Source organism: Pikeienuella sp. (assembly GCF_046290545.1).
In the GTDB taxonomy this organism is placed as follows: domain Bacteria; phylum Pseudomonadota; class Alphaproteobacteria; order Rhodobacterales; family Rhodobacteraceae; genus Pikeienuella.
This window is the reverse complement of the sequence record NZ_JBKAGV010000017.1, coordinates 348,339-369,615: the sequence shown is the minus strand read 5'-3', so window position 1 is coordinate 369,615 and position 21,277 is coordinate 348,339. Positions and strand designations below refer to the sequence as shown.

At 70.0% G+C, this 21,277-nt stretch carries 23 protein-coding genes and 1 tRNA gene; 8 read left to right on the top strand and 16 right to left on the bottom strand.

Features of this window, described 5'->3' with window-relative positions; genetic code table 11:
- Positions 1 to 53 precede the first annotated feature (53 nt).
- Complete coding sequence (locus ACE37J_RS18295; RefSeq protein ID WP_409713904.1) at positions 54 to 827, top strand: class II glutamine amidotransferase; 774 nt, start codon at positions 54 to 56, stop codon at positions 825 to 827.
- A 2-nt stretch (positions 828 to 829) separates the two neighbouring features.
- Here the strand turns inward: ACE37J_RS18295 and ACE37J_RS18290 are convergent, their stop codons facing one another.
- Together ACE37J_RS18290 and ACE37J_RS18285 are read right to left on the bottom strand one after the other, a co-directional pair.
- On the bottom strand, positions 830 to 1,141 hold the full coding sequence (locus ACE37J_RS18290) for a DUF302 domain-containing protein (RefSeq protein ID WP_409713901.1): 312 nt from the start codon (positions 1,139 to 1,141) through the stop codon (positions 830 to 832).
- A gap of 158 nt (positions 1,142 to 1,299) precedes the next feature.
- The gene (locus ACE37J_RS18285; RefSeq protein WP_409713898.1) at positions 1,300 to 2,523 is read right to left on the bottom strand and encodes a YeeE/YedE family protein; all 1,224 of its coding nucleotides are present in this window, start codon (positions 2,521 to 2,523) and stop codon (positions 1,300 to 1,302) included.
- 249 nt (positions 2,524 to 2,772) lie between these two features.
- Here ACE37J_RS18285 and ACE37J_RS18280 point away from each other — a divergent pair, with 249 nt between their 5' ends.
- Genes ACE37J_RS18280 through ACE37J_RS18270 form a run of 3 tightly spaced genes read left to right on the top strand, consistent with a single transcriptional unit; the run spans position 2,773 to position 5,549 of the window.
- Complete coding sequence (locus tag ACE37J_RS18280; protein ID WP_409715460.1) at positions 2,773 to 4,275, top strand: OpgC family protein; 1,503 nt, start codon at positions 2,773 to 2,775, stop codon at positions 4,273 to 4,275.
- Positions 4,276 to 4,286: 11 nt separating this feature from the next.
- Complete coding sequence (locus ACE37J_RS18275; protein ID WP_409713895.1) at positions 4,287 to 5,000, top strand: RibD family protein; 714 nt, start codon at positions 4,287 to 4,289, stop codon at positions 4,998 to 5,000.
- Positions 5,001 to 5,009: 9 nt separating this feature from the next.
- On the top strand, positions 5,010 to 5,549 hold the full coding sequence (locus ACE37J_RS18270; RefSeq protein ID WP_409713892.1) for a cytochrome b: 540 nt from the start codon (positions 5,010 to 5,012) through the stop codon (positions 5,547 to 5,549).
- A gap of 4 nt (positions 5,550 to 5,553) precedes the next feature.
- On the opposite strand, the gene ACE37J_RS18265 is transcribed toward ACE37J_RS18270, so the two are convergent.
- From ACE37J_RS18265 to ACE37J_RS18250, 4 genes are all read right to left on the bottom strand, one after another.
- Positions 5,554 to 6,303: a class I SAM-dependent methyltransferase gene (locus tag ACE37J_RS18265; RefSeq protein WP_409713889.1), complete on the bottom strand. Its 750-nt coding sequence runs from the start codon at positions 6,301 to 6,303 to the stop codon at positions 5,554 to 5,556.
- Positions 6,300 to 7,136 carry a glycosyltransferase family 4 protein gene (locus tag ACE37J_RS18260; protein ID WP_409713886.1) on the bottom strand — a complete coding sequence of 279 codons (837 nt, stop codon included), beginning with the start codon at positions 7,134 to 7,136 and terminating at the stop codon, positions 6,300 to 6,302. The genes ACE37J_RS18265 and ACE37J_RS18260 overlap by 4 nt, the downstream gene beginning before the upstream one ends.
- Positions 7,137 to 7,324: 188 nt before the next feature.
- The gene (locus ACE37J_RS18255; protein ID WP_409713883.1) at positions 7,325 to 7,717 is read right to left on the bottom strand and encodes a 6-pyruvoyl trahydropterin synthase family protein; all 393 of its coding nucleotides are present in this window, start codon (positions 7,715 to 7,717) and stop codon (positions 7,325 to 7,327) included.
- Positions 7,718 to 7,723: 6 nt separating this feature from the next.
- Complete coding sequence (locus tag ACE37J_RS18250; protein ID WP_409713880.1) at positions 7,724 to 8,704, bottom strand: zinc-dependent alcohol dehydrogenase; 981 nt, start codon at positions 8,702 to 8,704, stop codon at positions 7,724 to 7,726.
- Between the two features lie 50 nt (positions 8,705 to 8,754).
- Between ACE37J_RS18250 and mdoH the strand changes: the two genes are divergently transcribed.
- Together mdoH and ACE37J_RS18240 are read left to right on the top strand one after the other, a co-directional pair.
- Positions 8,755 to 10,560 carry a glucans biosynthesis glucosyltransferase MdoH gene (gene mdoH, locus ACE37J_RS18245; protein WP_409713877.1) on the top strand — a complete coding sequence of 602 codons (1,806 nt, stop codon included), beginning with the start codon at positions 8,755 to 8,757 and terminating at the stop codon, positions 10,558 to 10,560.
- A 54-nt stretch (positions 10,561 to 10,614) separates the two neighbouring features.
- Positions 10,615 to 10,698: transfer RNA gene (locus ACE37J_RS18240), tRNA-Leu, on the top strand.
- Positions 10,699 to 10,703: 5 nt separating this feature from the next.
- Here ACE37J_RS18240 and ACE37J_RS18235 read toward each other — a convergent pair.
- The 10 genes from ACE37J_RS18235 to ACE37J_RS18190 all read right to left on the bottom strand — a co-directional run bounded on the left by ACE37J_RS18235 (position 10,704) and on the right by ACE37J_RS18190 (position 18,985).
- Positions 10,704 to 11,051 carry a hypothetical protein gene (locus ACE37J_RS18235; RefSeq protein ID WP_409713874.1) on the bottom strand — a complete coding sequence of 116 codons (348 nt, stop codon included), beginning with the start codon at positions 11,049 to 11,051 and terminating at the stop codon, positions 10,704 to 10,706.
- A 53-nt stretch (positions 11,052 to 11,104) separates the two neighbouring features.
- The gene (locus ACE37J_RS18230) at positions 11,105 to 11,914 is read right to left on the bottom strand and encodes a metallophosphoesterase (protein WP_409713872.1); all 810 of its coding nucleotides are present in this window, start codon (positions 11,912 to 11,914) and stop codon (positions 11,105 to 11,107) included.
- 3 nt (positions 11,915 to 11,917) lie between these two features.
- Positions 11,918 to 12,703, bottom strand: a complete 786-nt coding sequence (locus ACE37J_RS18225; protein ID WP_409713869.1) for an ATP-binding cassette domain-containing protein — start codon at positions 12,701 to 12,703, stop codon at positions 11,918 to 11,920.
- Positions 12,700 to 13,665 carry an ABC transporter ATP-binding protein gene (locus tag ACE37J_RS18220; protein WP_409713866.1) on the bottom strand — a complete coding sequence of 322 codons (966 nt, stop codon included), beginning with the start codon at positions 13,663 to 13,665 and terminating at the stop codon, positions 12,700 to 12,702. The genes ACE37J_RS18225 and ACE37J_RS18220 overlap by 4 nt, the downstream gene beginning before the upstream one ends.
- Positions 13,666 to 14,469: an ABC transporter permease gene (locus tag ACE37J_RS18215; RefSeq protein ID WP_409713863.1), complete on the bottom strand. Its 804-nt coding sequence runs from the start codon at positions 14,467 to 14,469 to the stop codon at positions 13,666 to 13,668.
- A gap of 47 nt (positions 14,470 to 14,516) precedes the next feature.
- On the bottom strand, positions 14,517 to 15,461 hold the full coding sequence (locus ACE37J_RS18210; RefSeq protein ID WP_409713860.1) for an ABC transporter permease: 945 nt from the start codon (positions 15,459 to 15,461) through the stop codon (positions 14,517 to 14,519).
- 26 nt (positions 15,462 to 15,487) lie between these two features.
- Positions 15,488 to 16,975, bottom strand: coding sequence for an ABC transporter substrate-binding protein (locus ACE37J_RS18205; protein ID WP_409713857.1), 1,488 nt, complete (start codon positions 16,973 to 16,975; stop codon positions 15,488 to 15,490).
- A 128-nt stretch (positions 16,976 to 17,103) separates the two neighbouring features.
- Entirely contained in the window at positions 17,104 to 17,667 is a 564-nt protein-coding gene (locus tag ACE37J_RS18200; protein ID WP_409713854.1) for a hypothetical protein, read from the bottom strand.
- Entirely contained in the window at positions 17,657 to 18,259 is a 603-nt protein-coding gene (locus ACE37J_RS18195; RefSeq protein ID WP_409713851.1) for a DUF2589 domain-containing protein, read from the bottom strand. Before ACE37J_RS18195 ends, ACE37J_RS18200 begins: the two co-directional genes overlap by 11 nt.
- A 75-nt stretch (positions 18,260 to 18,334) precedes the next feature.
- Complete coding sequence (locus tag ACE37J_RS18190) at positions 18,335 to 18,985, bottom strand: DUF2589 domain-containing protein (RefSeq protein ID WP_409713848.1); 651 nt, start codon at positions 18,983 to 18,985, stop codon at positions 18,335 to 18,337.
- Positions 18,986 to 19,113: 128 nt separating this feature from the next.
- Between ACE37J_RS18190 and ACE37J_RS18185 the strand changes: the two genes are divergently transcribed.
- Both ACE37J_RS18185 and ACE37J_RS18180 read left to right on the top strand, forming a co-directional pair.
- Positions 19,114 to 19,869 (top strand): DUF1194 domain-containing protein, encoded by a 756-nt coding sequence (locus tag ACE37J_RS18185; protein ID WP_409713845.1) that lies wholly within the window; start codon positions 19,114 to 19,116, stop codon positions 19,867 to 19,869.
- A 104-nt stretch (positions 19,870 to 19,973) separates the two neighbouring features.
- On the top strand, positions 19,974 to 21,260 hold the full coding sequence (locus ACE37J_RS18180) for a PQQ-dependent sugar dehydrogenase (RefSeq protein ID WP_409713842.1): 1,287 nt from the start codon (positions 19,974 to 19,976) through the stop codon (positions 21,258 to 21,260).
- Positions 21,261 to 21,277: the final 17 nt, after the last annotated feature.

Sequence of the window (21,277 nt, the reverse complement as noted above, 5' to 3'; positions counted from 1 at the left end):
AACCGGGTTTCGGGCGCATCATCAAGCGAAAGACGCGAAGCGGGGGAAGCGCAATGTGCAGATGGGCGGCCTATATCGGCGATCCGATCTATCTGGAGGACGTGGTGACGGCGCCGGGCCAGTCTCTCATCAGCCAGTCCCTCGCCGCCTCCGAGGGCAAGACGCCGACGAACGGAGACGGGTTCGGCCTCGCCTGGTATGGCGAGCGGGAGGGGCCGGGCCTCTATCATGACGTTCTGCCCGCGTGGGCGGACGGCAATCTCCGCTCCCTCGCCCATCAGGTCCGCTCCGGCCTCTTCCTAGCCCATGTCCGCGCCGCGACCGGCACCGCGACGAGCCGGACGAACTGCCATCCCTTCGCCGCCGGCCGCTGGAGCTTCATGCACAACGGGCAGGCGGGCGGATACGCCGGCTTTCGCCGCAAGGCGGATTTCAGCATCGACGAGGCCTGCTACCGCCACCGCCACGGCACGACGGATTCCGAAGCGATCTTCCTCATCGCCCTCGGCGCCGGAATCGACCGGGACCCGAAGGCGGCGCTCGAACGCGCCACCGGCGCGATGGAGGGCTGGAGCCGGGAGGCGGGCGTGACCCCGCACATGCGGATGACCGTCGCAATGTCGGACGGCGAAAGGCTCTATTGCGCCCGCTACGCCTCCGACGAACACGCGCCGACGCTCTACCACCGCCGGACGGAGGCGGGCCGCGTCGTTGTCTCCGAACCACTCGACCGTACATTGAAGGACTGGGAGCCGATCCCCCCCGGAAGCTTCGCCGTGATCGGGCGGGAGGACGTGGAGATCACGCCATTCCGCCCGACGCTCTGAACCTATTCCGTCGCCGCCGCAGCGATAGCGGCGAAGATCGCGTCAAGCTCTGCGGCGATCTTCATCACCTCCGGGCTGTCCCCGGCATAGGGGGCGAAGACGAGCCCCGGCGTCTTGTAGCTGAGCGTCGCCGTCCCGTCCGGCTGTTCAGTGACATAGAAGCGGACCGGCGCCTCGATCATCGCCGCCTCCGAAGCCTCCAGCATCCGCACGGCGAAGAGGTTGTTGAAGACGCCGATCACCCGGTTGCCGGGGATCGCGACGCCCCGCGCCGCGGCGGCCTCGGTCGGCCCCGCTTCGGTCACGACGCCCATCTTTTTGGCCTTCGCGGCCTCCTTCACGCGGTCGATCAGCGCCTAATAGGGCTGGTCCGTCTCGATGACGGACCAGCCTTCGCGGGGAGGCGGGCTGGCGGCGGCGGAAAAGGCGAAGAGCGAAAGGGCGAGAACGACGAGGCGCATGGGTTTCTCCTTCATGCAGGCTGCGCGCGAGGGGCGAGCGGCGGGTCCATGGCGAGGCGGGCGCGCAGCGCGACGCCGAGCCAGCTTCCGGCGAAGCCCCAGACGAGCCACCAGAAACCGTGCAGCGAGCCCGAGACGAGCCCGCCGAGATAGGCGCCGATATTGCAGCCATAGGCGAGGCGGGCGCCGTAGCCCATCATCACCCCGCCGATGACCGCGGTCGCCACGTCCGGCCCGGAAAGGCGGAGCGAGGGCGCCCATTTCCCGGCTAGCGCGGCGGCGGCCATCGCCCCGGCGACGATGCCGAAATTCATCACTGAAACCCCGTCGGCGAAGAGCGAAGCCTCGAGCTGCCCCGCCCGCCAACCGGACCAGTAGGCCCAACCCTCCACGCTCCCGCCCGCCATCAGCCAGAGCTTCGCGCCCCAGAGCGCGAAGGCGGAGGTGACGCCCCAGGGCTGCCCGAGCGCGAGAAGCGCGCCGATCCCGACGAAGGCGAGCGCGACGGCTCCGAGCGTTAGAGACCACGGCCCGGAAAGCATGGAGCCGGTCCACCGCCCGGGCTCCAGTGCGCCATGCGCCCGTCGCTCCATCATAGCGGAGCCGAGCGCGACGAGACCGCAGAAGCCGAGAATCGCCGCCAGCGCCCCGAACCCGCCCAGCTCAACGATCAGCGAGATCCCGCGATTGTCGTTGAACCGCGCCGTCGCCGCGGCCTTCAGAAGGCCCCAGGCCCCCTCCGCCTCCGGCTCCGGCCGCGTCCAGAACTCCCAGTGCGCAGTGGCGGCGAAGGAGCCGGCGATGAAGAAAGCGAGGACGAGCAGCATCCGTACGGAACCGCCCCCGGCGGTGAAGAGCGTGCCCGAGGCGCAGCCGCCGCCGAGCTGCATCCCCGCTCCGAAGACGAAAGCGCCGAAGGCGGAGGCGACGCCGATCGGCAGGATGAAGCCCCGCGCCTCAACGCCGATCAGCCCGCCCCAGGCGAGCAGCGGATAGGAGACTAGGCAGGTGAGCGCGACCAGCAGCATCTGCGCGCGCAGCCCCGCGCCGCGCCGCTCCCGCGACACACGGCGCCAGGCGGCCGTGAAACCGAAGCTGGCGTGATAGAGCGCGAAGCCGGCGAAGCCGCCGAGCGCCGCCGCCGCCGCAAACGCTCCGCCCCGTTCGGCGAAGGCGAGCGCGGCGACGAGGGCGAGGGCCGCGAACGCGAGAATGAGAGGGGCTTTCGGTCGCATGGTCCATCGCATGAGGTCGGCTTCCCGTGCGCCGCCTCCATGCCCATAACCCGAAAAACCCGGGCGGGCGCGGCGGGCGCGCAAAGCTCACAAAGAGGTGAGAGGCGAAACGCACGCCGCGCCGAGGCCGTATTTCCGGGTTAAGAGGCGCTTTGACCAGAGAGGTGGCGCGTGACGACAGGGCGGGACAGGGCTGCCGCGGCGAAGGCGCCGCGCGATCTGAGGCTCGATTTCTTTCGCGGCCTCGCGATGTTCATCATCCTGCTCGCGCATACGCCGGGAAACACCTGGACCCTCTGGATACCGGCCAGGTTCGGCTTTTCCGACGCGACGGAAATCTTCGTCTTTTGCTCCGGCTTCGCCTCCGCGCTCGCCTTCGGGGCGCTCTTCGTGAAGTCAGGCTGGGCGATGGGCGCGGCGCGCGTGGCCTTCCGCGTCTGGCAGGTCTACTGGGCGCATCTCTCCGTGATCTTCGCGACGGCGCTGCTGATGGCGGCGATAGACGCGTCCGGGCTCGGGCCGGAGGGCAAGATCTACAAGGAATGGTGGCCGGTCTCCGGCCTCTTCGAAGATGCGGGAACGGCCCTGCTCGGCTTCTTCACGCTCACGAATGTGCCCGGCCTCTTTGACATCCTGCCGATGTATCTTGTGATCCTCGCCTTGATCCCTCTGGCGATGACGGCGCATCGCTTCGGCGGGGTCCCCGCCTTTCTCGGCTTTGTGGCCGCGCTCTGGCTCGCGGCGCAACTCGCGATCTGGCATCGCGCCATCGGGGGGGAGGAGACGCATGCGCTCGGCGCGGCGCTGGCGGGGGTCGGCGGGCTCTTCTCCTTCCTCCTCCTGCCCGCGAACCCATGGGGGGATGGCGTCTGGTTCTTCAATCCGTTCGGCTGGCAGCTGATCTTCTTCACCGGCTTCGCCTTCGGGATGGGCTGGCTGCCGGCGCCGCCCGTGCGGCGGAGCTTGGTCCTGATCGCCGCCGCTTACCTCATCCTCTCAATCCCCATCGCTTACTTCCGGATTCTCGACGGGTCCTACCTGCCCTATGAATGGCCCCTCCGCATATGGCTCGCCGACGCGCGGGACTTTCTCTCCCCGCTGATCGGCAAGTCCGGCGTCGGCCTCATGCGCTATCTCCATTTCCTCGCGCTCGCCTATCTCGCCTGGGTTGCGGTCGGAACGGGCGGCGCGCGGCTTGTCTCGGGCTGGCGCGCGCCGGGCCCGGCGCGGGCTCCCGTTCTCGCGCTCTGCGGCGTCGTCGCGCTGGCGACGCTGCCCTACGCCTATGCGGAGGAGATCAAGCTGCTTGTCCCCGCGCTCGACGCGGCGATGCTGAGCTACATGGAGCCGCGCGGCTTCATTCCGCCCTGGCAGAGGCTCGGGCTGATCCAGTTCCTTCACTTCCTGGCGCTTCTTCCCCTCGTCTGGTGGGCCATCGGGGCCGCGTGGCGCGCGCGCATGACGCGGGACTGGTTCCTCGCCGCCGTGCCGGTGATCCGCAAGGTCGGCACGCAATCCCTCGCCGTCTTCCTCATGTCCATTGTGCTGAGCCGGTTCAACGGCTTCGCGCTCGACGCCATCGGACGGAACGTTTTCACGACGGCGGCCGTTAACCTCTGGGGTTTCGGCGTGCTGATCGGAACCGCCTATCTCGTCGGATGGTTCAAGGCCGAACCGTGGCGCAACGCGCGGAAACCTCAAGTGAATGCGCCGCATGGTCAGAAAGTGGCCAATCCCGGTCCCGCGGAATAGATTGGAGGCTCATGAACAAGCTCGACGCCTCAGACGCGCCGTTGACCGCGCTCTCAATGGAGGGGCCGCTCGTCGTCGCGCAGCTCGGCCAGTCGCTCGACGGTCGGATCGCGACGTTGACGGGCGCCTCCAAATACATTTCGGGCTTCGAGGCGCTGAAGCATCTCCACCGGCTCAGGGCGGAGGTGGACGCGGTGCTCGTCGGCGTCGGCACATTGATCGCGGATGATCCGGCCCTTACCGTCCGGCACGTGCCGGGCCGCAGCCCCGCGCGGGTGGTGATCGACCCGACGGGGCGCGCCCCCATCGACGCGCAGGTTTTCCGGGACGGAGCGGCGGAGACGATCCTCCTCACCCTCCCGGGCGTCGCCGCACCCGCCGGGGCGCGGGCTGTGGCAGTCACGCCGGGGCAGGAAGGGCGTTTCTCGCCGGAGGCCATCGTCGCCGCGCTGAGGGCCGAAGGGCTAGCCCGCATCCTCGTCGAGGGCGGAGCGGACACGCTGGCGCGGTTTCTTGACGCCGGGGCGGTGGACCTCCTGCATGTGCTCGTCGCGCCGATCATCCTCGGCTCGGGCAAGGCCGGCTTCTCCCTCTCGCCAATCGACCAGCTCGACGAGGCGATCCGCCCCCGCACGGCGGTGCATCTCTTCAATGACGGAGACGTGCTCTTCACCTGCGATCTTCGCGGCCGCTCCTCCGGGCCAAGGAAGATCGCCGCGGAATAGGAGGCGGCGATGCCGCGATACGCCCTTTCGCAACGCGCCCTGCACTGGATCATCGCGGTTCTCGTCGTCGGAACGATCATCGGCGGCAAGGTCATCGAGAATTTCGGGTTCGAAGGCTTGCGCGACACGTTCGGGCTCGACGCGACCAATGCGATCTACACCTATCACAAGACACTCGGCATCCTGGTCCTCGCGCTCATGCTCGTCCGCCTCGCGATCAAGCTGCGGCTCGGCAAGCCTGATTACGATCCGCCCCTCACCCGGTTCGAGCGTATAGCGAGCAACGCGACGCACGGCCTCTTCTACGGGCTCCTGATCCTGATGCCCGCCCTCGGCTGGCTGGCCACCGGGGCGGGGGATTTCCCGGTTCAGTTCTTCGGCTGGAACCTGCCGCCCATTCTCCCGGTAGACAAGGCGCTGAGCGAGACCCTCTATGATCTCCACGCCATCGTAGGGAACGCAATCCTGACGCTGATCCTCGTCCATGTCGGCGCCGCGGTCTGGCATGCGGCGGTGAAGAAGGACGGCGTGCTCCGCAGGATGGTCTGAGCCCTCAGCCCGGCTCGGCCCAGAGATCGCGGTGCCCGATGCGGACTGCGCGCGCCGCCGCGCGTCCCGCCGCCCAGCCTTTCGGCGCCGACGGGCCCAGCGCCTCCGTCCCGCCCTGCGCAAGCGCGGCGATGAGCGCCCCGTCCCGCCCCGCCTCCAGAACCCAGTCGCTCGTTCCCTCCTCGACGCGATAGCCGCGGTCACGGAGCGCGGCGGCAAGCGCGTCCGGCGCGGCGGGGCCGAGCGCGGGGCCGAAACCCTTGTCCCGCCCCATATCGGCGTGGAAGGCGGCGAGCGCCTGCGCCTCGCCCGGCGGCGCGGGGTCCCACATCTCCCGCCCGTCATAGGTCAGCGCCGCATAGAGCGGCAGGCGGGCGGCCACGAGGAGGTCCGCGAAGCGCCTGATCCAGCCCGCCGAGACGAGGTCGAAGAAGGCCGAGGCGGCGACCAGCCCCGGCCCGCCCTCGAAGGCCACCTCTGGCCGGGCGGCGAGGTCGGCCTCCACAGTCTCGACATCCGGCCCCGGCGGGATCGCGGAAAGAAGCGCCCGGTCATGGTCCAGCACCCGCCAGCGCGCGCGCGGCAGATACGGGCCGAGCGCCCGGCGCGTCGCACCCGCCCCGCCGCCGAGATCGGCGACAAGGAGCGGGCGGCCCGCGCCGAAGGCCGCCGCACGCGCGAGAAGGCCGGGCGCCCGCGCCCGGTCGTCCGCATCAGCCCGAAGCCGCAGCCAGTCGAGCGAGAAGCCGCTCATCCCATGCGCTCCAGCGCCCCGCGCACGATCTCCCAGCTCCCCTCCCAGCCCGGCATGGCGAGCGCGGCGCGCCGCCCCGCCGCGCCCGCCTCCCGCCTTGCGGCAGGGTCGCGCAGCAGGCCCTCGATCGCGACGGAGAGCGCAGCGACATCGCCCATCGGCGCGAGCCGCAGCGCTTCCGGCGGCGCCATCTCCCGCAGCGTCGGCAGGTCGAAGGCGGCGATGGGCAGGGTGCGCATCATCGCCTCCGCGAAGACCATGCCGTAGCCCTCATAGGTCGAGGCGAGGGCGAAAATCGTCGCCTCGTCATAGAGCCGGTCGAGGGCGCCGCGGCTCCCCGCCCCGGCGAATTCGATCCGCCCGCCGAGCCCCGCTTCGGCCACAGCCCGCCGCACGGCGGCCGCCGTCTCCGGGCTCCGGTCCTCCGGTCCGCTGAAGACGGCGCGCCATTCGACCTCGGGCGGCAGCATGGCCAGCGCGGCGACGAGCGCAAGATGCCCCTTCCTCGGCGTGAACGATGCGACGCAGAGGACCGTCGGCGCCCCCGCCCGCCCCCGCGCCGGCTTCGCGTGGTCTAGCCCCGGCGGCGCGACCGTCACCTTTTCGTCCGCCAGCCCGAATTCGGCGAGAAGCGTGCGCTTCGTTTCCGCGCTCGTCACGAAGACATGGGCGGAAAGGGCGAGCGCGGCCCGCTCGCTCTCCCGCAGCCGCGCCGCCACCGAAGGCTGCAGCCCCGGCTCATGCGCCAGCGGATGATGGCAAAGCGCGAGCGGCCTCCGCGCCAGGGCGCGGATCGCCGCCTCCGGCATCGCGCCATAGGCCAGCCCGTCCACGATCACCGGCCCCGGCGCGGCGGCGAGGGCGTGCGAAGCGGCCGCAACCTCCGCATCCGTCGGAAAGGGAAAGCCGCCGGGCAGCGCCAGCGGCGCGAGCGCACCGGACGAGGCGGCGATCAGCCGCGCATCATAGACATAGCCGCCCGTCGGCGTGTCCGGGTCGCCCGGAATGGCGAGGAAGGCTGTCAGAGCGCGCCCTCATACCAGGCGAGCGCGGCGTGGCTCTCGTTCAGCGTGATCCGGAGCCGCTCCACCTCGTCCCCGCCGGGTCCGAGCGCGCCGGTCTTCGCCGCGGCGGCGATCTCGTCGAAAATCCACTTCGCAAGCCATTCCGTCGTCGTCAGTTCGCCCGGAAGCGTCACGTCGAGATCGGAATAATTGAGCTTCGCCAGCGCCGCCTTCAGCGCGTCCGTAGCCCGGCCGATATCGACGACGATCCGCTCCGGCCCGAGCGTTTCGCGGAAGAAGCAGGCGTCCACCACATAGGTCGCCCCGTGCTTGTTCTGCGCCGGGCCGAACACCTCCCCCGGCAGGGAATGGGCGATCATGATATGGTCGCGAACCTGAACGGCGTACATCTGGCCTCACTCGTATCGGATGATCGTCGCCACGCCCGGCGCGTCGCGCGCCAGGAGGGCGGGCAGGCGGGCGGCAACCTCATCGAAGGGAACCTCGGTGTCAATCAACCCGTCGAGCGCGGGATGGGCGAGAAGGTCGAGCGCCTTGGCTAGGCGCCGCCGGTGCGTCCAGCGCGGGCGGCGGCCAGGGCTCACCATCCCCACCTGGCTCGAGACGAGGCTCAACCGCTTCGCATGGAACGCCCCGCCAAGCGGCGCAGCAACCGCCCCTTCCCCATACCACGAAAGCTCGACGAGCCGCCCCTCGGCCCCGAGGCAGTCCATCGCCTCCAAGAGCCCTGCCGCGCTCGCGCTCGTATGAACGGCGATGTCGAAGTCGTGACCAGCGATTTTGCCGGTCGTGAAGTTCACATTAAGTTCAGCGGCGACGGCGGCCCGCGACGCCGACGTATCTTTCAGCAATACATCGGCGCCAGGCAAGAGGGAGGCGAGATGCGCGACGAGAAGGCCGATCAGCCCGCCGCCCACCACGGCGATGCGGTCTCCGGGCCCCGCTCCCGCATCCCAGAGCGCGTTGAGCGCCGTCTCCATGTTGGCGGCGAGCGCAGCGCGTCGCGGCGGCAAACCCTCCGGCAGCAGGATCAGCGCCTCCGGCGGCGCCCGGAACCGGTCCTGATGCGGGAAGAGCGCGAAAACGTCCCGTCCCGCCAGGTCCTCCGGCCCGTCCTCGACCGTCGCGACCATCGCGTAGCCGTATTTGACGGGGAAGGGGAACTCCCCCTCCTGATGCGGCGCGCGCATCCGCTCATGCTCGCTTTCCGGCACGCGCCCCTCGAAGACGAGCCGTTCCGTCCCGCGGGAGATGAGGGAGAAGCGCGCGCGAAGCCGCGCCGCGCCCTCACCCGCCGCCGCCGGCAGGATCGCGGCGCGGCCGGGGCCAAGATGCCAGAGCGCGCGGGGCGCGGATTCGGGAGCCTTCACGATCATTCGCAAGCCATAGCCGCGGGGGCGGGCGGGCGCATCAGAAAGACTGCTTCATGACCGACCTTTCCGTTCCCGGCGCAGCCGCCGCGCCCGAAGGCGCATCGCACACACCGGCGGGCCTCCAGTCCGCCCGCGCGCTCCTCGCGCGACGCATCCTCGTCGCCGCGCTCAATCTCGGCTCCCTCACCGCGCTCGGCTACGCGCTCTCGCTCGTCTTCGGCACGGGCGGCTGGACGGTGGCGGACATCGTGATCTTCGCCGCCTTCCTCGTGGGCGCGCCCTGGACGGTGATGGGCTTCTGGAACGCGGTGATCGGCCTCTGGCTCCTCCACGGCGCGCGGAACGGCCTCCACGCTGCTGCGCCGCACCTCGCCGCCGGAGAGAGCGCGCCGCCCCTTCGCGCCCGCACCGCCGTCCTCATGTTCCTCCGCAACGAGGACGCCGAGCGCGCCCTCTCCCGCCTCGCCGCCACACGCCGGAGCCTCGACGAGACGGGGGCGGGAGAAAGGTTCGACGTCTTCGTGCTGTCGGACAGCGACCAGCCGCAGGTGATCGCGGAGGAGGAGGCTGCCTTCGCCCGCTGGGCGCCCGTCCTCGGGCCGACCGCGCGCTACCGGCGGCGGGAGCGGAACACCGGCTTCAAGGCCGGCAACCTCCGCGATTTCCTCCGCCGCTGGGGCTCCGGCTACGAGTTCTTCCTGCCGCTCGACAGCGACAGCGTGATGGGCGGGGCGGACATCCTTCGCCTACAGCGCATCATGGAGGCGCATCCGCGGCTCGGCATCCTCCAGTCCCTCGTCGTCGGCGCCCCGGCGGAGAGCGCCTTCGCCCGCATCTTCCAGTTCGGGATGCGAGCGGGCATGCGCAGCTTCACCATCGGCGCCGCCTGGTGGCACGGCGATTGCGGGCCCTATTGGGGCCACAACGCGATGGTGCGCGTCGCCCCCTTCCGCATGCGCTGCGCGCTCCCCGTCATGCCGGGCGGCGGCCCTCTTGGCGGGCATATCCTCTCCCATGACCAGATCGAGGCGGCCTTGATGCGCCGCGCCGGCTACGAGGTCCGCGTCCTTCCCGTGGAAGGCCAGAGCTACGAGGACAATCCGCCGACCCTCTTCGACTTCACGCAGCGCGATCTCCGCTGGTGCCAGGGCAACATGCAGTATTGGGGCCTCCTCGGCCTCCGCGGCCTCCTGCCCATGAGCCGCTTTCAGGTCTTCGCCGCCATCATGATGTATGTCGGCGCCCCGGCCTGGATGCTGATGACGGTCGCCGCCGTCTCGAAGATCTGGGAGGAGGAATACGGCTCCATCGACTTCGCCTTCGCGATCTCGATGTTCTTCATCATGTTCGCCGTTTCGCTCTTCCCGAAGATCGCGGGCTGGCTCGACGTGGCGCTCCGGCCAGGCGGCGCGGCGGCCTATGGCGGCCGGCTCCGCTTCGCGGCGGGGGCGGCGACGGAGGTGCTCTTCTCGCTCCTCCTCGCGCCCGCGGTCGCCTTCCGCGTCACGCTCTTCCTCGGCGGGCTCCTCTTCGGCAAGCGCATGGCCTGGAACGGCCAGCAGAGGGACGCCTATCGCCTCAGCTGGCGGGCCGCCTTCCGCGGGCTCTGGCCGCAGACGCTGTTCGGCCTTGCCCTCTTCGCCGCGGTGGCGTCGGGCGCGCCCTCGGCGCTTCCCTGGGCCGCGCCCGTCCTCGCCGGGCTCTGCCTCTCCGTCCCCTTCGCCGTGCTGACCTCGCATCCCGCGCTAAACCGGGCGGCGGGGCGGGCGCGGCTTTGCGCGATCCCGGAGGAATTCGCGCCCGCGTCGGTTCTCTCCCCGCTCTCGGCCCCGCCCCCGGCGCCGAAGCTGGCGGCATGAGCGCCAATTCCGGGCTTCCGGCGCGAAGCGTTTCGCGCTAGAGCCGGTCCCGGCGCGGGCGTGGCGGAACGGTAGACGCGAGGGTCTCAAACACCCTTTCCGCAAGGAGTGTCGGTTCGAGTCCGACCGCCCGCACCAATCCCCTACCCCGCAGCGCAGCCGCCCTCCCGCGCGGCGACGGCGAGCGCCCGCGCCTCGCCCTTCAGTGCGGCGAGCTCCGCCGCCGGATTCTCCTTCACCGCGGGAACGATCAGGAAGCCCGGGAACCAGAGCAGGCCCACGGCCCCGGCGATCTCGTCGTCCCGGGCGATGGCCTCCTGCCGGGCGGAGACCTCGGCGATCCTCACGTCGAGCGCGGCGGCGCGCGCCCCGATCTCGGCGCAATCCGCCCGCGCATGGCGGAGCGCGCTCTCATGCGTCGGATGCACGACTTCGGGCCGGGCGGCGCAGGCCGTCAAAAGCGCGGCGGCGGAGAGGATTAGGCGGTTCATCGGCGGGTCCCCCTTGGCCCATCATCGCCGCGTGGCCTGAAGCGGGCAAGGGCTCAGGCGAAGCTGCGGAGCCGGTCGATCGAAAGCGTCCCCAGCACCCGCCGCTCCGGCGCGAGCGGGACGAAGAGCGCCGTCAATCCCTCCTCCGCATTCCAGTCGCAGAGCGCGAAGCCCGCACCCTCCACGATCACCATGTCCGGGTCCGCCAGCACGTCCACGCTGGTGTTGAGCCCGTTCGAGACGACGAGCGGCGCGCCGCGCCAGAGGCTGACGCGGTTGAGATGTATATGGCCGGAAAAGACCCCCGCCACGTTCCGCCCCGCCAGCGCCCCCGCCAGCGCCGCGGTGCTCTCGGGATCGAGGCTCGCCCAGGGCAGCCCGCGATGCGAGAGCCGTGGCGGATGGTGGATCGAGACCACCTTCGGCATCTCCGGATGGCGGGCGAGCGCGGCCTCCAGAAACTCGACCTGTTCGCTGGGCAGCGCCCCGCCGACGCGGCCAGGAACGAGGCTGTCCAGCGTCACCACATGGAGCCCGCCATGGACCGCCTCATGGACCATCGGGTCCGCCCGGTCATGGCCGGAAAAGACGGAGTGGAACACCGCCCGGTCGTCATGGTTGCCGAGCCCGATCAGGAGCGGCGCCTTCAGCGGAGCGAGCAGCTCCCGCGCGAGCCGATAGCTCGGCTCGTCCCCGTGGTTCACGAGATCGCCGGAAAGCAGCACGAAATCCGGCGCCGGGTCGAGGCGGTTGATCCCCTCCACCGCGGCGCGGAGATGGGCGGCGGTGTCCGCCCGCCGCTGCGGGTCCTCCATCGCGGGATGGCTGATATGGATGTCGGTGAGGTGGACGAAACGGGTCATGGCTCAGGGCTCCGCGGCGGCGATGAGGGACCGGGTGTAATCCGCTTCAGGGCGGGAGAGAACCCGCGCCGCCGGCCCCGTCTCCACGATCCGCCCCGCGCGCATGACCGTGATCCGGTCCGCCAGCGCGGCGATGGCGGCGAGGTCATGGCTGATGAAGAGGATGGCGAGGCCCATGCGCTCCTGCAAATCCATCAGGAGGTTCAGGATCTGCGCCTGCACCGAGACGTCGAGCGCGGAGACGGGCTCGTCCGCCACGAGAAGCGCGGGGCGCGTGACCACGGCCCGCGCGATGGCGACGCGCTGGCGCTGCCCGCCGGAAAACTCGTGCGGATACTTTTCCGCATCGCCGGGCGAGAGGCCGACTTCCGCCAGCGCCGCTCGCGCCCGCTCTTCCGCCGCAGCGCCCGTCTCGATCCCGATGGCGCGCAGCGGCTCGGCGACGGACCAGCCGACCGTCCGCCGCGGGTCGAGCGAGCCGTACGGGTCCTGGAACACCATCTGGAAGCGCTGTCGGAGCCGGCGAAGCTCCGGCGGCGGCAGCGCGGCGAGGTCATGCCCCTCGAAGAGCACGCGCCCCTCGTCCGGCGCCTCGAATCCCATCGCCATGCGGGCGAGGGTCGACTTGCCGGAGCCCGATTCGCCGACGATCCCCAGCGTCTCCCCCCGCGCGATGTCGACGGTCGCATCCTCCACCGCGGTCAGGACCGGAGCCGCCTCGAAGAGCGACCGCCGGGCGAGCCGGTAGCGCCGCGTTGCGCCCTCGATTGTGAGGACGGGCGCGCTCACGCCTCAGCCTCCGCGCCGATCAGGACGCAAGCCGCCGCGCCGGCTTCCGTCGGGCGAAGCGCCGGGCGGCTCTTTGCGCATCCGGTCCGCTCCAGCGGGCAGCGCCCGGAGAACCGGCAGCCCGTGGGCAGCGAGAGAAGCCCCGGCACCGTTCCGGGGATCGTCGCCAGCCGCGCCCGCCGCCCGTCCGCCCCGCGCGGCGCCGCCTCGATCCGCGGTCGCGCGGCGAGGAGGCCCTTCGTATAGGGATGTGCGGGCGCGGCGAGCACCTCCGCCGTCGGCCCCGTCTCCACCATGTCGCCGCCATACATCACGATCAGCCGCTCCGTCGCCCGCACAACGGCGGCGAGGTCGTGGCTTATGAAAAGGAGCGCCATGCGCCGCTCCGCCGAGAGCCGCTTGAGGAGGTCGATCACCCGGAGCGCCACATGTGCGTCGAGCGCCGTGGTCGGCTCGTCCGCGATAAGGAGGCCGGGGTCGCAGGCGAGGGCGAGCGCGATCAGCACGCGCTGGCGCTGGCCGCCCGAAATCTCGTGCGGGAACTGGCGGAACCGGTCCTCCGGCAGGCCGACCTCCTCGAAGAGCGCTCGCGCCCGCGCCTCCGCCGCATCGCGCGAAAGGCGAAGATGGACGCGGAGCGGCTCCATCACGATGTCCCCGATCCGCCGCAACGGGTTCAGCGCCGAAAGCGGCTCCTGGAAGATCATCGCCGCGCGACGCGCTCGGAGCTGCGCCCAGTCCGCCTCCGCCGCGCACGCCATCTCCCGCCCGTCGAAGAGCAGCGAGCCCGTCACCCGCGCGGCCTCGGGGGCCATCCCCATCAGCGCGAAGGCGAGCATCGACTTGCCGGAGCCGGATTCGCCCACGACGCCCACCCGCTCCCCCGCCTCGATGGAGAATGTCGCGCCGCGGAGCGCCGCCGCGCCGCCGATGGAGACCGTGAGCCCATCCGCCCGGATCATCTATCGCTCCCGGCTCAGGCGCGGGTCCGTCATGTCGCGGAGCGCGTCGCCAAGGAGGCCGAAGCCGATCACCGCCGCCATGATGCAGAGCCCCGGCCAGATCGCGAGCTGCGGCGCGAGGTAGATCAGCGTCTGCGCCTCCGCCAGCATCCGCCCCCAGCTTTGCGCAGGAGGCTGCGCGCCGAGCCCGAGATAGGAGAGCGCGGCCTCCGCGAGGATCGCCACCGCGAATTCGATCGTCGCCTGCACGATCACCGGGGCCGCGATGTTCGGCAGTACATGGTCCCGCGTGATCGCGAACCGGCCGAGCCCGGCGGCCCGCGCCGCCATGACGTAATCCTGCGTCCATACCTGATGCGCCGCGGCGCGGGAGACGCGGGCGAAGACCGGGATGTTGATGAAGGCGATGGCGAGCACCGCGTTCGTCAGCGACGGCCCGAGCGCGGCCGCGAGCAGGATCGCGAAAAGGAGCGCGGGAAAGGCGAAACCGAGATCGGCCAGCCGCATCGCCACATCCTCCCACCACCCGCCGAGCGCCGCCGCGCTCACGCCCAGCACAACGCCGAGCGAGCCGCCGATCAGCACGGCGACGAGCGCCACCGCCATCGAATTCGCCGACGCCGCCATGAGCTGGGAGACGAGGTCGCGGCCGAGCTGGTCCGTCCCCAGCCAGTGCTCGAACGACGCCGGCGCGAACTTGCCCGGAATGTCCATCGCAGCCGGCGGATGCGGCGTCCAGACCAGCGAGAGAAGCGCCGCGCCGACCACGAGCGCGACAAGCGCCGCGCCGATGCGAAAATTCACCGGAAGCCGCGTCCGATCACGACTCGGGCGCGGCGTAAGGACGAGGCTCACATCCGCCCCCGGAGCCGCGGGTCGATCAGCGCATAAGCGACATCCACGAGGAAATTCGCCATCACCACGATCACGGCGAAGAGCATCACGAGCGCCTGCACCGTCGGCAAGTCCCGGTTGGCGATGGACTGGAAGATGAGCCGCCCGAGGCCGGGGAGGTAGAACACGTTCTCGATCACGATCGCGCCCGTCACCACTCCGGCGAACTGCATCCCGACGATGGTCACGATGGGCACCAGCGCGTTCGGCAGCACATGCCGCCAGAGCACGCGCCGGCGGGAAAGCCCCGCAGCGCGCGCCGTCCGCGCGTAGTCGAGCCGCATCGCCTCCAGCATGGAAGAGCGGACGACGCGGGCGAGCACGGCCGATTGCACCAGCGCCAGCGCCGCCGTCGGCAGGATGAGCGCCCGCGCCGCGGCGAGCGGGTCTTCCCAACCCGGAAAGCCCCCCGGCGGCAGCCAGCGCAACGTGACCGCGAAAAGAAGGACGAGGAGGATCGAGAGCCAGAAGGCCGGCGTCGCCACCCCGATCTGACTGAGGAACATCACCCCCCAGTCCCCCGGACCGCGGTGGTTCGCCGCCGCGAAGACGCCCATGAGCAGCGCGAGGATCAGCGTCGCCCCCATCGCGGAGAGGGCGAGGGCCACCGTCATCGGCAACCGCTCTGCGATGAGCCCGGAAACGGGCACGCCGAAGGACTGGCTCATGCCGAAATCGCCCTGCAGCGCCCCCCATACCCAGGCGAGATAGCGCTGCGGCGCCGGCTCGTTCAGCCCGAGCTGGAGCCTGAGCGCCTCCAGCGCCTCCTCCGGCGCGTCGAGACCGAGGATCGTCAGCGCCGGGTCGCCCGGCAGGATGTTCATCGCCGCGAAGACGACGAGCGACACCGCGAAGAGCGTCGCCAGAAGCCCGGCGGCGCGGCGGAGAAGAAAAGGCCCCATCGCGCCCCCGGGCTAAAGCGGCGCCTTCACTCTTTCCGCACCCCGGCGAGCGGCGTGAAGAGCACGGCCTGGCTGGCGGGGAAGCCCGTCACCCCCTGCTTGAAGACGCCGAGCAGCGGCAGCTGGAACAGGAAGCCGTGCACCGCGTTCTCCGCGAGATAGCGTTGCCCCTGCTTCAGGAGCGTGATCCGCGTCGCCGGGTCCGCCTCCTCGCTGATCTTCGTCCAGAGCTCGTTGAAGGCGGCGTCGTCGTAGCCGTAGTAATAGCCCGGTCCGCGCGAGAAGTTGCTCATGTCGTTCGGGCTCGTATGGGCGATGATCGTCATGTCATAGTTGAGCTTCTTGTAGATCTCGTCCAGCCAGAAGCCCCATTCGACATTCTCCACCTTCGCGTCGATCCCGGCGGCGGAAAGCTGCGCCTGGATGATCTCGGCGGAGCGCATGGCGTATGGGAAGGGGGGCGTGCGGATCGTCATCGTCGCGCCCGCGACGCCCGCCTCCGCGAGCAGCGCCTTCGCCTTCTCCACGTCATGCGGATATAGGCCCGTCAGGTCCTCATAAGCGGGCCCGTGCGGCGGGTAGAAACTGCCGATTGGCACGGCCTGCCCGTACATCGCGCCGTCGATGATCTCCCCCCGGTTCAGCGCGTGGGAGATCGCCTGCCGCACGCGGATGTCGTCGAAGGGCGGCTTCGAATTGTTCATGGCGAGGATCACCTCGCCCTCCGTCGAGCCGATGTTGACGCGGAAGCGAGGGTCCGCCTGGAACTGGGGCAGAAGCTCGGGCGCCGGGAAGCCGGGGAAAGCGTCAAGCTCCTCCGCCATCAGCGCGGCGGTCGCCGCCGCCGGATCGGAGATGAAGCGGAACTCCACCTTGTCGATGGCGACGTCCGCCGCGCCCCGCCAGTCCGGGTTCTTCTCCAGCCGCAAGCGGTCGCCCCGCGTCCAGCCGGCGAAGCGGAAGGCGCCGGTGCCGACCGGGTCGGTCTTGTTCGTCTCCACGCTCTCGGGCGCGACGATGGCCGCGTCCCCCTGCGCCATGTTGAAGAGGAAGAAGGCGTCCGGCTTCGAGAGCGTGATGACGACCGTCATCGGGTCCGGCGTCTCCACAGAGGCGATGGGCTTGAAGATGCCCTTGGAGGGGTTGACGCTGTCCGCCGCCATCGCCCGATCGAAGGCGAACTTCACGTCGGCGGAATCGAACTCCGTCCCGTCATGATACTTCACGCCCGAAGCGAGGCGGAACGTATAGGTCAGCCCGTCCCCGGAGACCTCCCAGCTTTCGGCCAGCGCCGGGCCGACGACGCCCGATGCATCCACGATGGTGAGCGATTCGTAGACGTTATGCGTCAGCATCCCGTCGATGGCGGCGGTCGCGTCCGCCGTCGGGTCGAGCGTCGTGGGCTCCTGCTGGAGCCCGATCACGAGCGTCGTCTCCGCGGCGACAGGCCCCGCGGCGAGCGCGAAGCCGGCGAGCGTGGCGAGGAGGAGGGACGTGGTTCTTCTGTCTGGCATGGAGCGCTCCTTCTGTATCGACCCGCATCTAGCCGCGGCGCGTGACGATCCGGCGACAGGCGCATGGCGGACCGGTTGCGCGAGAGCCTATGCGGCGCAGGGCCGTCCGCGCAACGGCTTCGCGCGGTTCAGCCCTTCTCCCGCAAGGCGGCGCTCATGTCGGCGTCGATGAGCCGGACCTTCAGCCGTTGAACCGCCGCCTCCGGCGCCGCGGAAAGCGCCTTCCAGGACGGATCCACGAGAAGCCGGTCGTTCTCTATGGCGACCGCAACGCAGGTGAGCGAGATTTCCGCTTCGGCGAGCGAGACGAGCGGCAGGCCGCCCTCGTCCGCCGCCTCCGCGCCAGCGCGGGCGATCTCGCGGCGGAGGACGGACAGATAGTCCGAGAGCGGCAACGCTTCGGCCCGCTCCGCCGCGGCGGCGAGCCCGTCAAGAGCGATCGGGCGCCTAAGGGAGGGCGGCGCCGCCGCCGCGGCCTCCAAAGCGGCTTTCCCGGCGGCCGCCCGTTCCAGAGCCGCCTTCTCCTCAGCCGCCGCATTGTCCCCGGCGGCTGCTTCCGCCGCCGCCCTTTCGGCCCCGGCCCGGTCGGCGGCGGCCTCCGCCTCTCCGGGTCTCGCCTCCGGCTTCGCCGCAGTCTTCCGCGCGGTGGCCGTTCCGGGCTTCGGCGTCGCGATGACGGGTTTACGAGCCATTGGAGCCCCCTTCCGGCGTCTCCACGGTGGCCGAGACGCCCTCGCCGATCAGACGGACGATGCGCCCGTGAAGATCGTCGTCATTCGTCGCGCGGAGCGTCAGCTTCACCTTCAGCTTTCCGTGCCGCCGGCTCTTCGTGCGGGAAGCGCCCCCCACGGCGCCCTTCAGCACGGGGAGCGGCCGCGCCGCCCGCACGGCGGCCAGCCCGAACGCGGCCGGCCGCCCGGTCGCGGCGTCCGCCGCCTTCTTGCTCGCCTCCAAATCCGTCTCGACATCGAGATCGAACTCGACAGTCGCCTCGCCGATCCCGATCGCCGGCATCTGGACGAGCGAGAGGAGCGGCGCGCGCACCGTCGCCGTCGTCTCGACGACGCGGCCCGGGCTCGAAGGGTCGGCGATGTGCCGCGTCATGTCGAAGGCGACCTCGCGCAGCCTCAGCCCGCCCGCCGCGCCGCGCTTCTCGTCCACCTCCTCGACGCCATACTCGAGCAGGAATTCCAGATAGGCCCGCTCCGCGCTGATCTGTGCGTCCTGGATCGCGCGGATCGAGGCGCCGAGCAGCGACCCGATCTCGAAATCGTCGTCTTCCATCGCTCACCCCCGTCTCCGCCCGGATCGGACCAGCGCCGCGCGGCCTGCGGAAAGCCGCGCGCCGCGGCGGAGGGATCAGGCGGGCGCGGGGGCGGGCGGCGGAACCTCCGCCTGCGAGGTGATCGCGTCGGCGAAGATCTGGAGCACGCGCTGGAAGCCCTCAGGCACCCGTTGCTTCGCCTCCATGTGCATCTTCAGCGTCGCCTGACGCTCCGTATTGGTCCGCGTAGTCGACTGGAACGAGGTCGAGACGTTGAGGTTGATCTTGAAGTTGCTCGTGCTTTCGACCGATCCGCCGCCGAACAGGAACTTCGCGAGACCGCTGGAGGAGGCCTTGACCTTCGTGTTGTTGGAGAACTCCGTTTCCTTCTTCGCAGCGATCTTGAACTGCGATTCCTTCGAGATCACATCCTTGATCGTGAAGGAGAAATCCACCGTCAGCGACTCGATGGCGATATGCGGCGCCTCGGTCATCGCCAGGAGCGGGACGATGAGCTCCACATCCGTCATCTCGGCTTCGCCCGTCTCCGGGTTGGTGACGGCCTTCCGGTACTTGAACTCCATCGTGCGGAGCGCGCCGAAATCGTCCGTCCCCAGTGCGTCGATGAACTCGATCGTGCTGTGGGCGGACAGCGCCTGCGCCTCCACGGCGGCGGTGAGCGGGCCGGAGAGATAGTATCCGAGGGGAAGCGCCTGCGTTTCGGCGGCGATGTCGACTCTTGCCATAGTTGATGTTCCTCCGCGAGTTTCTATTTTTTCTTCTGCACTTCGGACGGGTTAACACTATCGTCGAAGCTGATTCGGAACAAGCGAAGGTTGCAGCGGGCTGCGGCCCAGGCGGCGCGGGAGTGCGAATGCGAAGAGGCTCGATCATCGGCGGCGCGCTCGCCTGCCTCCTCGCGTCGGCGGCGGCGGCGGAGGCCGTGGATGTGGAGCTCGTCCTCGCGGTCGATGCCTCTGGCAGCGTGAACGAACGCGAGTTCGCGCTGCAGATCGGCGGGCTCGCCGCCGCCTTCCGCGACCCGGCGGTGCAGGATGCCGCGATCTCGGGGCCGGAGGGCCGCGTCGCCGTCGCCGTCCTCCTCTGGGCCGATGCGCGGGGCAGGCGCGCGGCGAGCGCCTGGCGGGTGATCGACGGTCCTGCCGCAGCGGAAGGCGTTGCGGCGATGATCGAGGGTATGGCCGCCCGCCGCGGCCCTGCCCTCGGCCGTTCCGGCACCGGGATCGGCGCCGCCGTCTTCGAAGCGCTCGAGATGATCCGGCTCAACGAATTCGAGGGAACGCGCAAGATCGTGGACGTGTCTGGCGACGGGAGGGAGACGCCGCTCGCCTTTGGCGAGGCGCTCGCCCTGCCGGAGGCGCTGCGCCGAGCCGCGCGGCGGGAGGTCACGGTGAACGGCCTGCCGATCCTCGCGGACGATCCGAATCTTGCGAGCTACTATGAACACCGGGTGATCTCCGGGCCCGACTCCTTCGCCCTTCCCGCGGCGGATTTCGACGATTTCGCCCGCGCGATCCGGCTGAAACTCCTGCGGGAGCTGCGCGCGCTTTACGGCTCGGCCCCCGACTTCCCCTCCCGACCCGTGAAAACGGCGACGATTCGCCCTTGAGGCGACTTGACGCAGCGTTCGCTTTCCCTTCACCTGTGACCGCTTGCAAACGTCCGGACACCGCACGCTGCGGAAGAGACCGGCATCCATGGGAGGAAATCGGAGTGAGCAAACTCTCGTATGGACTCGCGGCCGCAGCGGCCGCGGCCTTTCTCGCCGGCGCCGCCGGCGCCGCAGAGACGGTGAAAGTGAAACTGGAGCCTGTCGTCTCCGGCATCAACCAGCCGCTCGCCATGATCCAGCCCGCGGGCGACAACCGCATGTTCGTGATCGAGCAGTGGGGCCGTGTGATGATCGTCGAGGACGGCCAGATGCACGGCACGCCCTTCCTCGACATCCGCGGCCTCGTGATCGACCGGCATCCGGACTTTGACGAGCGCGGCCTCCTCGGCCTCGCCTTCCATCCGGACTTCGCGAACAATGGCAAGTTCTATGTCGCCTACTCCGCGCCGCTGGACGCGCAGGGCGATCTGGGCCAGATCCTCTGGTACAGCCATTCCAACGTCGTCGCGGAGTACACGGTCTCCGAAGACGATCCGAACATGGCTGACCGGTTCTCGGGCCGGATCGTCTCGTCGATCCCGTGGCCGCAGTTCAACCATAACGGCCACTGGATCGGCTTCGGGCCTGACGGGATGCTCTACATTTCGACCGGCGACGGCGGCTACGCCAACGACTGGGGAATCGGCCACAACCCGCAGATCGGCAACGGGCAGGATCTGACGACGCCGCTCGGCAAGATCCTCCGCATCGACCCGGAGACGGGCGAGGCCCCGGCGGACAATCCCTTCGTCGACAACGAGGACGCGGACCCGCGCATCTATGCCTACGGCCTCCGCAATCCCTGGCGCTGCAGCTTCGACAAGGGCGGAGACAACGCGCTCTACTGCGCCGATGTGCAGCAAAACAGCTACGAAGAGGTCAACAAGATCATGGCCGGCGCGAACTATGGGTGGCGCCGGATGGAAGCCGACAAGTGCTTCAACTTCGAGGAGCCTGACAACCATCCGGCTTCCTGTGACATGGCTGGCCTCGAGATGCCGATCATGACATACAACAACTGCACCGCGAAGCCGGATGGCTGCGACGGCATCTCCGTCACTGGCGGCTATATCTATCGCGGTTCGCATGCGGCCTGGGACGGCGCCTATATCTACGGCGACTGGTCCAAGCAGTTCGGCACGATGGACGGGCAGATCATGGTCGGCGTCCCGAACGGCTCCGGCGGCTATGACCGGAAGATGGGCGAGGTCGTGAACATGGACGGCCCGATTCCCTACATCCTCGCCTTCGGGCAGGACAATGCGGGAGAGGTCTATGCGCTGACCTCGATCACGACCGGCCCGGTCGGCTCGAAAGACACGATCTACAAGGTCGTTCCCGCCGAGTGATGCGGGGAGCGGGGCCG